This window comes from Stenotrophomonas geniculata (assembly GCF_034508895.1).
Classification (GTDB): Bacteria; Pseudomonadota; Gammaproteobacteria; order Xanthomonadales; family Xanthomonadaceae; genus Stenotrophomonas; species Stenotrophomonas geniculata.
Map to the genome: position 1 here is coordinate 2,542,724 of NZ_CP140571.1, position 12,870 is coordinate 2,555,593.

Here is a 12,870-nt window from a genome sequence, read left to right on the forward strand (position 1 = left end):
CCAGTTCGGTTGAGTGGAAAGGGAGTGGGGGTTCATCGGAGTGTGGCGTATGTGGCGGTGCATGCCGCGTCAGCGCGATGTGGAGCTGGCGTTGGCATGTCCGATCAACTGCGCACGCTCGACGGCACCGAGATCTTCGGCGATGTCGGCCATCGCATTGCACAGGCGCTCATGGTCGAGCGGGTGGCCGCGCACCAGCTCCAGCTGCAGGCCCTGGTAGGCAGTCCAGAACAGTGCGCCACGCTGGTGCAGTGCGTACTGCTGCTGCAGGCGCTTGCGGATGGCGTCGAGGATCGGGTCAGGCGTAGGTCGTACGGCGTGCGCGCACATGGCTGGCTCCGCCGGGGAAAGAAGTCCCGGTAACCCCACCCTAGGCGCGGCAGCCGGGCGGGGTGTTATCGCTGCGTGTGCACGTTGCGCAGCTGACTGTGCACGGGTTCACGGCAATGGCCGCAAACGCTGCCGGCACTAGGGCGTGCCGGCACTGAAGCGTTCATTAAACGGGTTCAACAGGACACTGCGTGGTGATCATTCACCGATGTCTTCGTTCCAGATCTCCGGGTGCTGCGCAATGAAGCCGCCCAGCAGGTCCACGCATTCCTGGCTGTCCAGGTCGATCACGTTGACGCCATTCTCCCGCAACCAGTCGATGCCGCCCTGGAAGGTGCGCGATTCGCCCACCACCACGGTGCCGATGTTGAACTGGCGCACCAGGCCCGAGCAGTACCAGCACGGTGCCAGGGTGGTGACCATGATCGTGTCCTGGTAACGGCGCTGGCGGCCGGCCTTGCGGAACGCATCGGTTTCGCCGTGCACCGACGGGTCGCCCTCCTGCACGCGGCGGTTATGGCCGCAGCCGAGCAGGCGGCCGTCGTTGTGGTACAGCGCCGCGCCGATCGGCACGCCGCCTTCGGCCAGGCCCTGGCGGGCTTCGGCGATGGCGGTCTGCAGCAGGGCCTGGTAGTCGGGCGTGGTGATCATGCGGGGCTCCGGTAAGTCGTGGCCCGCCATGATACGGGCAGGGGGTGCCGCTGGCCCCCGGCGGTGCGATAATCGGGGCCATGAGCGAATCCCCCTACAAAGCCGGTACCACCCATTTCGGGTTCCGCGACGTCGCCGCCAAGGACAAGCAGAAGCTGGTCGGCCAGGTGTTCACCTCGGTCGCGCGCAACTACGACCTGATGAACGACCTGATGAGCCTGGGCGTGCACCGGGCGTGGAAGCGCTACTACGTGGCGACCGCGCAGGTGAAGCCGGGCGACCGCGTGCTCGACCTGGCGGGCGGCACCGGCGACATCGCCGCCCTGCTGAAGGAGCGCGTCGGCGCCGAGGGCTCGGTGGTGCTGGGCGACATCAACGCCGGCATGCTGTCGGTCGGCCGCGACCGCCTGACCAACCGCGGCCTGGTGCTCGGCCTGGACTACGTGCAGTGCAACGCCGAAGCCCTGCCGTTCCCGGACAACAGCTTCGACCTGGTCACCATCGCCTTCGGCCTGCGCAACGTCACCGACAAGGACGCCGGCCTGCGCGAGATGTACCGCGTGCTGAAGGTGGGCGGCCAGGCCCGCGTGCTGGAGTTCTCCGAAGTCACCGCGGACTGGTTCAAGCCGATCTACGACTTCCACTCGTTCAAGATCCTGCCCAAGCTGGGCAAGTTGTTCGCCAATGATTCGGACAGCTACCAGTACCTGGCTGAGAGCATCCGCAAGCACCCGCCGCAGGATGAACTGAAGGCGATGATGGGGCAGGCCGGTTTCGAGCGCTGCCACTACAAGAACCTGACCGGCGGCATCGTTTCGATCCACTCCGGCTACAAGCTGTAGGCCTTGCCCTGGTGGGTGCCAACCCTGGTTGGCACTCGGCCGCTGCGGTCATCCGCTCTGGTAGGTGCCGACCTTGGTCGGCACGGGCCTGCCACATGCGATGAAAGATCCGTGCCAACCAAAGTTGGCACCTACCCGGGGCGCCGCCGCAGGATCGGCCTTGGCCGCATTACCCCGCACCGCGCAACGCCTGCCGGGCCGGAGGGAGGTACCATTGGGGTTTGATCCCCGTAACGGTCCCGATTCATGCGTAATCCGCTGATGCTCCTTCCGCTGGCCGTGGCCCTGGCCGCCGGCTGCTCCCAGGAGGCGGCCGCGCCCGCCGCCGCCCCGACTGCCGCAAAGGCCCCCGCCGCCCCCGTGAACGCCGAGAACCGCAGCCACGACGAAAGCTCGTACGCCGAGCCGGACAAGGTCGTCATCAAGGACATCGCGCTGGATCTGAAGCTGGACTTCGACCAGAAGCAGATCGGCGGCACCGCCACCTACACCCTGGAATGGAAGCAGAAGGACGCCAAGCAGCTGGTGCTCGACACCCGCGAGCTGACCGTGTCCAAGGTTGAGGCCGTTGCCGCCGATGGCGCGCGCAGCCCGCTGAAGTTCGAGCTGGCCGCCGCTGACAAGGTGTTCGGCAGCAAGCTGACCATCGAGGCTCCGGAACAGCCGGCCAAGGTGGAAGTGACCTATCACACCGCGCCGACCGCCTCGGGCCTGCAGTGGCTGGCACCGTCGATGACCGAGGGCAAGAAGCTGCCCTTCATGTTCAGCCAGTCGCAGGCGATCCACGCCCGTTCCTGGGTGCCGTTGCAGGACACCCCGAGCGTTCGCTTCACCTACAGCGCGCACGTGGTCTCGCGCCCGGACGTGATGGTGCTGATGAGCGCCGACAACGATCCGAAGGCCGCGCGTGACGGTGACTACACCTTCAAGATGCCGCAGCCGATTCCGTCCTACCTGCTGGCCATCGCCGCCGGCGACCTGGTGTTCGAGCCGATCTCCGGCCGCTCCGGCGTCTGGGCCGAGCCGACCATGGTCAACAAGGCCGCCAAGGAATTCGAAGACACCGAGAAGATGATCGGTGCCGCCGAGAAGCTGTACGGCGAATACCGCTGGGGCCGCTACGACATGCTGGTGCTGCCGCCGTCGTTCCCGTTCGGCGGCATGGAAAACCCGCGCCTGACCTTCGCCACCCCGACCGTAATCGTCGGCGACAAGTCGTTGGTCTCGCTGGTCGCCCACGAACTGGCGCACAGCTGGTCGGGCAACCTGGTGACCAACGCCAGCTGGAAGGACATCTGGCTCAATGAAGGCTTCACCACCTACGTCCAGGGCCGCATCACCGAAGCCCTGTACGGCAAGGAAATGGCCGAGATGGAGAAGCAGATCGACCAGACCGACCTGCTGGCCGAAGTGAAGGACATGAGCCCGGCTGACCAGGCACTGGCGCTGCCGCCGCTGAACGAGCGTGATCCCGACGAAGCGCTCAGCCAGGTCGCCTACGTCAAGGGTGCGTGGTTCCTGGAATTCCTGGAGCAGCGCTTCGGCCGCGAGACCTTCGATCCGTTCCTGCGCGGCTGGTTCGATGACCACGCCTTCCAGAGCGCGAACACCGACCAGTTCGTCGAGTACATGAAGAAGAACCTGCTGCCGAAGAATCCCTCGGCCGTGACCGAGGCCGAACTGAAGGCGTGGCTGGACGAGCCGGGCATTCCGGCGTTCGCTGCCAAGGCGCAGTCGCGCAACTTCAGCAGCGTCGATACCGCGCGCATCGCCTTCGCCAGCGCCGGCACCGTGCCGAGCAGCCAGGTCATCGCCGACTGGAGCACGCAGGAATGGGTGCGCTTCATCGACGGCCTGGGTGCGACCCAGCCGCTGGACAAGCTGGCCACGCTGGACAAGGCCTTCCACTTCACTGGCACCCCGAATGGCGAGATCGCCATGCGCTGGTACCCGCTGGCGATCCGCAGCGGCTACGAGCAGGCCAATGAAGGCGCGGCGGCATTCATCGAGCGCGTCGGCCGTCGCAAGCTGATCCTGCCGATCTACGCCGAACTGGTGAAGACCCCGAAGGGGCTGGAGCTGGCCAAGCAGGCCTTCGAAAAGGCCAAGCCGGGCTACCACCCGATCACCACCGCCTCGGTCCAGGACATGCTGGCCAAGGCTGAAGCCAAGTAAGCGGTAGTGCCGGCCGCTGGCCGGCAACCGGTCACTGCTTCACCACCAACGGCGGGGAAACCCGCCGTTGGTGTATCCGCTTTTCGCTGCCGATAGAATCGGGATGCACCCGCAAAGGACCTCCGCCATGAAACGACTGATCCTGCTCACCGCCTGCACCCTGGCGCTGGCCGCCTGCAGCAACCCCGAGGAAGAACGCAAGGCGCAGGAAGTCGCCGCAGCCGCCGTGCAGGCGCAGAAGGAGGCCAAGGCCGAAGACGTGGCCAAGCAGTACGACATGGCCGTGGCCGCGCAGGACTGGGAGCGTGCGCGCCTGCATGGCGCCTCGCTGCTGGACCAGTACAAGGACACCGCGGCCGCCGAGCGCATTGCCGCAGGCTTCGACGAGGTCAAGGCCAAGGGCGATGCCGCGCGCGACCTGCGCCGCATGCAGGCGCTGTGGCAGTACAACCAGATCCCGGTGGGCAACAAGGGCAACCAGGTTTCGGCGCAGATCTACAGCAAGGAACGGGTGGACGTGGATGGCAGCGGCGCCAAGCCGGTGCAGCTGGTGTTCCGCGATCATCCGGAGTGGAAGCGGCATGCGTATCTGGTGCTGCAGGCCGGCGATTTCCGTTGCCCGCAGTGCACGGTGAAAGTAACCGTGGACGACGGCAAGCCGATTTCCATGGCGGCGTGGCGTCCGAAGACCGATGAAGCCATTGCCCTGTTCATCACCGACCAGAAGGCGCTGTGGAAGCTGGCGCGCAAGGGCAAGTCGATCAGCATCGAGTTCCCGGTCAAGGCCGGTGGCACCCGCACCGCTGTGTTCGAAACCGGTGGCGTCGACGCCAGCCGCATGCCGCAGTGGTGGCAGTGATGGTTGCGGCGGGCAGCGCAGTGCACGCGTTGTCCGCGATCCGGCACTGGGTGTTCGACATGGATGGCACGCTGACCGTCGCCGTGCATGATTTCGCCGCGATCCGCCGCGCGCTGGAGATCGCGGCCGAGGAAGACATCCTTGACCATATTGCGGCGTTGCCGGACGCACCGGCGCAGGCCAAGCGCGAGTGGCTGCTGGATCATGAGCGCGCGCTGGCCGAGGACGCACTGCCGGCACCGGGTGCGCTGAAGCTGCTGCGCGCGTTGTCGGCGGCAGGCTGCCGGCTCGGCATCCTGACCCGCAATGATCATGCGCTGGCGAAGCTGACGTTGGACGCGATCGGGGTCGGGGCGTTGTTCGACGATGCCGACATCATCGGCCGCGATGAAGCGGTGCCCAAACCCTCACCGGATGGCCTGCAGCAGCATCTGCGGCGTTGGGGGATCGGGGCTGCGGAGGCGGTGATGGTCGGTGACCACGCCTACGACCTGGAGTGCGGCCGTGCGGCCGGCGCCCATACCGTGCTGGTCAACCTGCCGGAAAACCCATGGCCGGGCCGTGCCGACTGGCATTTCGCTGATTGCCGCGCCTTGCTGGCTGCCTGGCAGGGCGCTTGCTGATGTAGAGCCGAGCCCACGCTCGGCTGCTCTCCTCCGGTCGGATCGCGCTGGCGCGCGCAAGCCGAGCATGGCTCGGCTCTACAGAGAGCAGGCCACGTGTCGGTCGGAGGTTCCGGTAGTGCCGGCCGCTGGCCGGCAGTGTCGACCAAGGTCGACACCCACCGATCAGATGTGCGGGCAGTTCGGTTACGCGCTCAGCGCGTAACCGAACTGCTGCTTGAACTGCTCGTTGAACTCATCGAAGGTGAAGCGCTGGTTCTGCGTGCCCGGGTGCTCGACCTTCAGCGCGCCCATCAGGTTGCCCATGCGGCCGATGGTCAGCCAGTCGTAGCCCTTCTGGATGCCGTAGATCAGGCCGGCGCGGAAGGCGTCGCCACAGCCGGTCGGGTCGACCACGCGGCGCTCATGCGCCGGCGGAATGTCGTAGCTCTTTTCCGGGGTGTGGATGACCGCGCCCTTCGGGCCGCGGGTGGTGATGTAGGCCTTGACCCGGCTGACGATCTCTTTCTCGTCCCAGCCAGTGCGTTCCTGCAGCAGGTTCGACTCGTAGTCGTTGACCACCACGTAGTCGGCCTGCTCGATGAACTCGCGCAGTTCCGGGCCGTTGAACAGCGGCATGGCCTGGCCCGGGTCGAAGATGAACGGGATGCCGTCTTCGTGGAATTCCTGCGCGTTCTGGATCATGCCTTCGCGGCCGTCCGGGCCGACCAGGCCCAGGGTCACGCCCGGTACGCCACGCACGTGGTTTTCGTAGGAACGCATCATCGCGCCCGGGTGGAAGGCGGTGATCTGGTTGTTGTCGTGGTCGGTGGTGATGAATGCCTGCGGGGTGAACAGCTCATCGATCACGCGCACGCGCGACAGGTCGATGCCCAGGCCTTCGAAGTATTCGCGGTACGGGCCGAAGTCCGAGCCCACGGTGCCCATCGGGATCGGCTGGCCGCCCAGCAGGTGCAGGTTGTAGGCGATGTTGCCTGCGCAGCCGCCGAACTCGCGGCGCATGCGCGGCACCAGGAAGGACACGTTCAGGATGTGCACCTTGTCCGGCAGGATGTGATTCTTGAACTGGTCCGGGAACACCATGATGGTGTCGAAGGCAAGAGAACCACAGATCAGAGCGGACATCGATGTAAGCCTATGCGGTGAATTTTGGGGTGGGCCGGCCCGGTTCGGCGGGCAAGCAAACGGCGCCCTTGGGCGCCCGACGGCGCAAAGGTTACCCGCTGGTGCCGCTCAGGGCCAGAACCGGGTGAGACCCGATCAGGCCGAAAGCCTGTGAAGACGCGGGTTCAGCTAGTTTTTTCCTTGCTCGGCGGCAGGCGGGTTGCTAGGCTTGTCGGCCTCGATTTCTGCCCATTTTTTCGCCATCCCGCGGCGGGCACGACACCCCTCAGGACTCCTTCCTCAGATGTTCAAGAAACTCCGTGGCATGTTCTCCAACGACCTGTCCATCGACCTGGGCACGGCCAACACCCTCATCTACGTGCGCGGGCAGGGGATCGTGCTGAACGAGCCATCGGTCGTGGCCGTGCGTCAGGACCGTGCCATCGGTGGCACCCGCTCGGTGGCAGCCGTAGGCGCCGAAGCCAAGCAGATGCTGGGCCGTACCCCGGGCCACATCACCACCATCCGCCCAATGAAGGACGGCGTCATCGCCGACTTCACCTATACCGAGGCGATGCTCAAGCACTTCATCAAGAAGGTGCACAAATCGCGCGTGCTGCGCCCGAGCCCGCGCGTGCTGGTCTGCGTGCCGGCCGGCTCGACCCAGGTCGAGCGCCGCGCGATCAAGGAATCGGCCGAGGAAGCCGGTGCCCGTGACGTGTTCCTGATCGAAGAACCGATGGCGGCCGCGATCGGCGCCGGCATGCCGGTCACTGAAGCGCGTGGCTCGATGGTCATCGACATCGGCGGCGGCACCACCGAAGTGGCGGTGATCTCGCTCAACGGCATCGTCTACTCGGCGTCGGTCCGCATCGGTGGCGACCGCTTCGACGAGTCGATCACCAACTACGTGCGCCGCAACCACGGCATGCTGATCGGTGAAGCCACCGCTGAGCGCATCAAGGTCGAGCTGGGCTGTGCCTACCCGCAGGCGGAAGTGATCGAGATGGAAATCTCCGGCCGCAACCTCGCCGAGGGCGTGCCGAAGATGATCAAGATCAGCTCCAACGAGGTGCTTGAAGCCCTGCACGAGCCGCTGTCGGGCATCGTCAGCGCGGTCAAGCTGGCGCTGGAACAGACCCCGCCGGAACTGTGTGCCGACGTTGCCGAGCGCGGCATCGTGCTGACCGGTGGCGGCGCCCTGCTGCGTGACCTGGACCGCCTGATTTCCGAGGAAACTGGCCTGCACGTGCAGGTGGCGGACGATCCGCTGACCTGCGTGGCCCGCGGCGGTGGCCGTGCGCTGGAGCTGGTCGACATGCACGGCAACGAGTTCTTTGCGCCGGAATAAGCCGTCCCGGCTGCCTGCGCCCGCAGCGCCCCTCCGGGGTGCGGCCCACCACGAGGGTGGGCCGGCACCGGCGGGGCGCCCGCGTGTTCCCCTTCCGCCTTCTGCCAATTGAATCGTTGCCGTGCCGCCCTACGCCGGACCTCCCGTTGCTTCCCGATCCGGTGATGCCGCCAGCCCGCTGCGTCTGCTGGCTTATCTGGCACTGGCCATCACTCTGATCGTGCTTGACGACCAGGCCGGCTGGCTCGCGCACCTGCGCGGGCAGGCCAACAGCCTGGTGCAGCCGGTATGGGCACTGGCTGGCCTGCCGGGCAAGCTCGGCAACCAGGTCAAGGACTCGGCGGCCAGCCATGGCCAGCTGGTCAACGAGAACCGTGAACTGCGCAACCAGCTGTTGCTGGCCAACGCGCGTCTGACCCGCCTGCAGACCGCCGCGCTGGACAACGCCCAGCTGCGCGAACTGCTGAACGTGGCCGAGCGCAGTGGCCTGGACGTGCAGCTGGCGCCGATCCTGGATATCGACCTGGACCCGGTGAAGCAGCGCCTGGTGCTCGACGCCGGCAGCCGCGAAGGCGTGCACGTCGGCCAGGCGGTGATCGATGCCGGCGGCCTGATGGGCCAGGTGATCAGCGTCACCGGCGGTACCTCCACCGTGCTGCTGCTGACCGACCCCGACCATGCCGTGCCGGTGACCGTGGCCCGCAACGGCGTGCGCCTGATCGTCTACGGCCGCGGCGACAAGCTGGAACTGCGCGACATCCCGCTCAGCGCCGGCGTGGAAGTGGGCGATGAGATCGTTACCTCCGGCCTCGGCGGTCGTTTCCCGGCCGGCTTCCCGGTCGGCACCATCACCGGCCTGCGCCCGGACGACACCCATGCCTTCCTGGTGGGCGAACTGAAGCCGGCCGCGCAGCTGGACCGCGGCCGCGACGTGCTTCTGCTGCGCCCCGGCGCGGCGATCCGTATTCCGCCGAACCTGCGCCTGCAGATGGAGCAGGGCGCTCCCGGTGGTCCGGCCGATGCCACAGCGCTGCCGACGGGCACCGCGCCTGCAGCGACGCAGCCCAGCCCGGTAGTGCCGGCCGCTGGCCGGCAACCGTCCTCGTCATCGACGAGGCCGCCTGCCCGCGCATCCTCCCTTACCCCCGCGCCTTCGGCGCGCCCCCCTCAACAAGAGGGGGGCTCTCCCCCAGCTGGATCCACGGGAGTGCCGGCCGCTGGCCGGCAACCGACCACGCCGGAGGCCCAGCGATGAGCCGCCTGCGCGACAACCCGTGGGTGCTGCCGGCCAGCCTGGTGGTGGCGTTGCTGCTGGGCCTGCTGCCGTTGCCGGCGCTGCTGCAGCCGCTGCGCCCGTACTGGCTGGCGCTGGTGCTGGCGTATTGGGTGATCGAGACACCCGAGCGGGTCGGCCTGGGCATCGCTTTCGCCAGCGGCGTCATCGCCGACCTGCTGTACGGCGGCGTGCTCGGCGAACAGGCGCTGCGGCTGGTGATGCTGGCCTTCATCCTGCAGCGTTTCCGCGCCCGCATCCGTTTCTTCCCGATGTCGCAGCAGATGCTGGCCATCGGCGGCCTGCTGTTCAACGATCGCATCGTCAGCGCCCTGGTGCACATCCTGGTGGGTGAACCCACCCTGCCGTGGTCGTACTGGTGGGCGCCGCTGCTGGGCATGGGCCTGTGGCCGCTGGTGTTCGTGCTGCTGGATGCGGTGCGCTTCGGCAAGCGCGGGCGCTGAGCCATGATCCCGCGCCGCCAGGTCAAGAATCCGCACGCCGAAGCCGAACAGTTCCGCCGCCGCGCGGCGCTGGGTTTCCTGGGCGTGCTGGTCTGCCTGCTGGGACTGGGCGGCTGGTACTTCAAGCTGCAGGTGCTGGACCACGACGTCTACGCCACGCGCTCGGAAGCCAACCGCATCAAGCCGCGGCCGGTAGTGCCCGGGCGCGGCATGATCTACGACCGCAACGGTCGCCTGCTGGCCGAGAACGTGCCGGCGTTCCGCCTGGACGTGACCCCGGACAAGGTCAAGGACATGGACGCCACCCTGGAAGGGCTGGCGAAGATCATCAGCATCAGCCCGGAAGAGCTGGAAGCGTTCAACAAGTCGCGCAAGGCGCGCCGCAAGTTCCTGCCGGTCACGCTGAAGCTGCGCATGAGCGACGAGGAGATGGCGCGCTTCGCCGTCGACCGCTGGCGCTTCCCCGGCGTCGAGCTGGAGCCCTACCTGACCCGGCGCTACCCGTATGGCGACCTGTTCGCGCACATCATCGGCTACGTCGGCCGTGTCGACGACAAGGATCTGGAGATCCTCGGCGAAGGCAATGCCGCGCTGACCCACATCGGCAAGTCCGGCCTGGAGCGCTATTACGAGCAGCAGCTGCGCGGCAAGGTCGGCTACGAGCAGGTCGAGACCAACGTGCAGGGCCGTGCCATCCGCACCATCGGCCGCGTTGCCGCGCAGTCCGGCGCCGACCTGCGGCTGTCGATCGACGCCGACCTGCAGCGCGCCATGGTGGCCGCGTTCGGCGACCAGGAAGGCTCGGCCGTGGCGATGGACCCGCGTACCGGCGAAGTGCTGGCGATGGTCAGCCTGCCGTCGTACGACCCCAACCTGTTCGTCAACGGTATCTCGCATGCCGATTTCAAGGCGCTGAACGACAACCCGTCGCGGCCGCAGTTCAACCGCCTGGTGCTCGGTGGCGTCGCGCCCGGTTCCACGCTCAAGCCGCTGATCGGCCTGGCCGGCCTGGATTCGGGGGTACGCCGCCCGGAAGACAAGGTGTTGTCCACCGGCATGTTCTATCTGCCCGGCACCTCGCGTGGCTGGGGTGACTCGCACCGCGGTGGCCACGGCTGGACCGACCTGCGCAAATCCATCGCGCAGTCGGTCAACACCTACTACTACAAGCTGGCGCTGGACCTGGGCATCGAGCGCTTCGACCATTACATGGAGTACTACGGCTTCGGCCAGCCGACCGGTATCGACCTGACCGGCGAGATCGGCGGCATCCTGCCGTCGCCGGCCTACAAGCGGAAGAGCCGCAAGGAGGCCTGGTATCCGGGCGATACAGTCAACATCAGCATCGGCCAGGGTGACTGGAAGGTCACCCCGCTGCAGCTGGCGCGGGGTGTCAGTGGGCTGGCCAACGGGCAGCTGCGCACGCCCCATCTGGTGATCCAGCAGCGTGCGGGGTTCGACCATGACTGGATGGCGACCGACCCGGGCGAAAGCAAACCGGTCAGCCCGAACCCGAACAATCTGCAGGCGGTGCGCGAAGGCATGATGGCCACCATGCTGCCTGGCGGCAGCGCAGCCCGCATGGCCGCCGGCGCGCCGTATACGATGGCCGGCAAGACCGGTACCGCGCAGGTCGTCAGCCGCAAGGGAACGGCCGCGGTGAATCCGAAGAGCCTGCCGATGCACCTGCGCCACCGCGCGCTGTTCGTCGGTTTCGCGCCGGTCGACCAGCCGGTGATCGCGCTGGCGATCGCGGTGGAGGGCGGCGGCTACGGCGGTGCGGCGGCTGCGCCGATCGCACGCAAGGTGTTCGACGCCTATCTGCTGGGCAAGATGCCTGAAGGCATGCAGCCGCTGGACAGCGAGCGCGGCACCACCGCCATCGGTGCCACCGCGTTCGACAACGAAGATGTGGGCGCGCGCCAGGCCGGTGACCTTGCTGCGGCACAGCTGGACGAGCACCCGGTGCTGGTCGGCGTGCCCGCGCCGGAACCGGCACCCGCACCGCCGCAGCCGGGGGCGCCGGCTGCGGCCGCGCTGCCGGCCACGCCACGCCCGACCACCGTGGAGCCCGCACGATGAGAGTGTTTCTGCGATGGGCCGGCGACATGCTGCGTCGCTTCTTCAGCACGCTGGACTGGGTGTTGTGCCTGGCCCTGGGCGCGCTGATGGTGATCGGTCTGGCCACGCTGAAGAGTGCCGGTGGCGACGGCCTGGTGATGGCACAGGGCGCGCGCTTCGCAGTGGGCATGGCCGCGTTGTGGGGCATCTCGCGGGTCCCGATCCTGCGGATCCGCTCGGCCACGCCGATGATCTACGCAATCTCGATGATCCCGCTGCTGGCGGTGTTTGTGCTGGGTACCGGCAAATACGGCCGGCAGTGGCTGGACCTGAAATTCTTCTACCTGCAGCCGGCCGAGCTGCTGAAGGTCAGCCTGCCGATGATGGTGGCCTGGTACCTGCACAAGATGCCGTTGCCACCGCGCTTCAACACCGTGCTCGTGGCCCTGGTCATCATCGGCGTACCAACCGGCCTGGTGATGCTGCAGCCGGACTTCGGCACCGGTGTGCTGATCGCCGCCAGCGGCGTGTTCGTGCTGCTGCTGGCAGGCCTGCCGTGGTGGTGGGTCGGCCTGGGTGTGGGCGGCGTGGCCGCGGTTGCGCCGGTGGCCTGGTTCTGGCTGCTGCGGCCGTACCAGAAGGACCGCATCATGATGTTCCTGGACCCGGAGATGGATGCGCTGGGGGCCGGCTGGAACATCATCCAGTCGAAGATCGCGATCGGTTCCGGCGGCTTCGATGGCAAGGGCTGGGGCGAAGGCTCGCAGTCGCACTTGAACTTCATTCCCGAGCAGACCACCGACTTCGCGTTCTCGGTGTTGAGTGAGGAATTCGGCTGGATCGGCGTGGCCACCGTGCTGGCGCTGTACCTTGTGGTGATCGGGCGTTGCCTGTGGATTGCCAGCCAGTCGCGCGATTCGTACTCGCGCCTGCTGGCCGGCGCTACCGGCCTGGCGTTCTTCGTCTATGTACTGGTGAACGGCGGGATGATTTCCGGCCTGCTGCCGGTGGTGGGCGTGCCGATGCCGCTGATCAGCTACGGCGGTACCTCGGCGGTGTCACTGCTGGCCGGCTTCGGGTTGGTGATGGCCGTGCGCAGTCACAACCCGGTGCACGGCGGCTACGGGTAACACCGGC

At 67.2% G+C, this 12,870-nt stretch carries 12 protein-coding genes; 9 read left to right on the plus strand and 3 right to left on the minus strand.

Annotation, left to right across the window (positions count from 1 at the left end):
- Positions 1–69: 69 nt before the first annotated feature.
- Positions 70–330, minus strand: coding sequence for a hypothetical protein (locus RI032_RS11790; RefSeq protein ID WP_010481405.1), 261 nt, complete (start codon positions 328–330; stop codon positions 70–72).
- Between the two features lie 198 nt (positions 331–528).
- A complete protein-coding gene (locus tag RI032_RS11795; protein ID WP_005411083.1) occupies positions 529–981 on the minus strand; it encodes a nucleoside deaminase in 453 nt (150 codons plus the stop codon).
- Positions 982–1,061: 80 nt separating this feature from the next.
- On the opposite strand from RI032_RS11795, the gene ubiE reads away from it, so the two are divergent.
- The 4 genes from ubiE to RI032_RS11815 all read left to right on the plus strand — a co-directional run bounded on the left by ubiE (position 1,062) and on the right by RI032_RS11815 (position 5,480).
- Positions 1,062–1,823 (plus strand): bifunctional demethylmenaquinone methyltransferase/2-methoxy-6-polyprenyl-1,4-benzoquinol methylase UbiE, encoded by a 762-nt coding sequence (ubiE, locus tag RI032_RS11800; protein ID WP_005411082.1) that lies wholly within the window; start codon positions 1,062–1,064, stop codon positions 1,821–1,823.
- 246 nt (positions 1,824–2,069) lie between these two features.
- Positions 2,070–3,998: a M1 family metallopeptidase gene (locus tag RI032_RS11805; protein ID WP_322547033.1), complete on the plus strand. Its 1,929-nt coding sequence runs from the start codon at positions 2,070–2,072 to the stop codon at positions 3,996–3,998.
- 127 nt (positions 3,999–4,125) lie between these two features.
- Positions 4,126–4,857, plus strand: coding sequence for an outer membrane protein assembly factor BamD (locus tag RI032_RS11810; protein WP_099590203.1), 732 nt, complete (start codon positions 4,126–4,128; stop codon positions 4,855–4,857).
- Positions 4,857–5,480 carry an HAD family hydrolase gene (locus tag RI032_RS11815; protein WP_010481411.1) on the plus strand — a complete coding sequence of 208 codons (624 nt, stop codon included), beginning with the start codon at positions 4,857–4,859 and terminating at the stop codon, positions 5,478–5,480. The genes RI032_RS11810 and RI032_RS11815 overlap by 1 nt, the downstream gene beginning before the upstream one ends.
- A gap of 186 nt (positions 5,481–5,666) precedes the next feature.
- Here RI032_RS11815 and RI032_RS11820 read toward each other — a convergent pair whose 3' ends face one another.
- Positions 5,667–6,605: a carbohydrate kinase family protein gene (locus RI032_RS11820; RefSeq protein ID WP_010481412.1), complete on the minus strand. Its 939-nt coding sequence runs from the start codon at positions 6,603–6,605 to the stop codon at positions 5,667–5,669.
- Positions 6,606–6,888: 283 nt separating this feature from the next.
- Here RI032_RS11820 and RI032_RS11825 point away from each other — a divergent pair, with 283 nt between their 5' ends.
- The 5 genes from RI032_RS11825 to rodA all read left to right on the plus strand — a co-directional run bounded on the left by RI032_RS11825 (position 6,889) and on the right by rodA (position 12,863).
- Positions 6,889–7,935, plus strand: a complete 1,047-nt coding sequence (locus RI032_RS11825) for a rod shape-determining protein (RefSeq protein WP_005419402.1) — start codon at positions 6,889–6,891, stop codon at positions 7,933–7,935.
- 121 nt (positions 7,936–8,056) lie between these two features.
- Positions 8,057–9,190, plus strand: coding sequence for a rod shape-determining protein MreC (gene mreC, locus RI032_RS11830; protein ID WP_322547034.1), 1,134 nt, complete (start codon positions 8,057–8,059; stop codon positions 9,188–9,190).
- Positions 9,187–9,672 (plus strand): rod shape-determining protein MreD, encoded by a 486-nt coding sequence (mreD, locus tag RI032_RS11835; protein WP_010481414.1) that lies wholly within the window; start codon positions 9,187–9,189, stop codon positions 9,670–9,672. Before mreC ends, mreD begins: the two co-directional genes overlap by 4 nt.
- Before the next feature lie 3 nt (positions 9,673–9,675).
- Positions 9,676–11,754 carry a penicillin-binding protein 2 gene (mrdA, locus tag RI032_RS11840; RefSeq protein ID WP_322547035.1) on the plus strand — a complete coding sequence of 693 codons (2,079 nt, stop codon included), beginning with the start codon at positions 9,676–9,678 and terminating at the stop codon, positions 11,752–11,754.
- Positions 11,751–12,863, plus strand: coding sequence for a rod shape-determining protein RodA (gene rodA, locus RI032_RS11845; protein ID WP_010481418.1), 1,113 nt, complete (start codon positions 11,751–11,753; stop codon positions 12,861–12,863). Before mrdA ends, rodA begins: the two co-directional genes overlap by 4 nt.
- Positions 12,864–12,870: the final 7 nt, after the last annotated feature.

Bases quoted from the DNA above. Each gene is read 5' to 3' on its own strand.
- RI032_RS11790 (WP_010481405.1), bottom strand. From the start codon at position 330: ATGTGCGCGCACGCCGTACGACCTACGCCTGACCCGATCCTCGACGCC.
- RI032_RS11795 (WP_005411083.1), bottom strand. From the start codon at position 981: ATGATCACCACGCCCGACTACCAGGCCCTGCTGCAGACCGCCATCGCC.
- ubiE (WP_005411082.1), top strand. From the start codon at position 1,062: ATGAGCGAATCCCCCTACAAAGCCGGTACCACCCATTTCGGGTTCCGC.
- RI032_RS11805 (WP_322547033.1), top strand. From the start codon at position 2,070: ATGCGTAATCCGCTGATGCTCCTTCCGCTGGCCGTGGCCCTGGCCGCC.
- RI032_RS11810 (WP_099590203.1), top strand. From the start codon at position 4,126: ATGAAACGACTGATCCTGCTCACCGCCTGCACCCTGGCGCTGGCCGCC.
- RI032_RS11815 (WP_010481411.1), top strand. From the start codon at position 4,857: ATGGTTGCGGCGGGCAGCGCAGTGCACGCGTTGTCCGCGATCCGGCAC.
- RI032_RS11820 (WP_010481412.1), bottom strand. From the start codon at position 6,605: ATGTCCGCTCTGATCTGTGGTTCTCTTGCCTTCGACACCATCATGGTG.
- RI032_RS11825 (WP_005419402.1), top strand. From the start codon at position 6,889: ATGTTCAAGAAACTCCGTGGCATGTTCTCCAACGACCTGTCCATCGAC.
- mreD (WP_010481414.1), top strand. From the start codon at position 9,187: ATGAGCCGCCTGCGCGACAACCCGTGGGTGCTGCCGGCCAGCCTGGTG.
- mrdA (WP_322547035.1), top strand. From the start codon at position 9,676: ATGATCCCGCGCCGCCAGGTCAAGAATCCGCACGCCGAAGCCGAACAG.
- rodA (WP_010481418.1), top strand. From the start codon at position 11,751: ATGAGAGTGTTTCTGCGATGGGCCGGCGACATGCTGCGTCGCTTCTTC.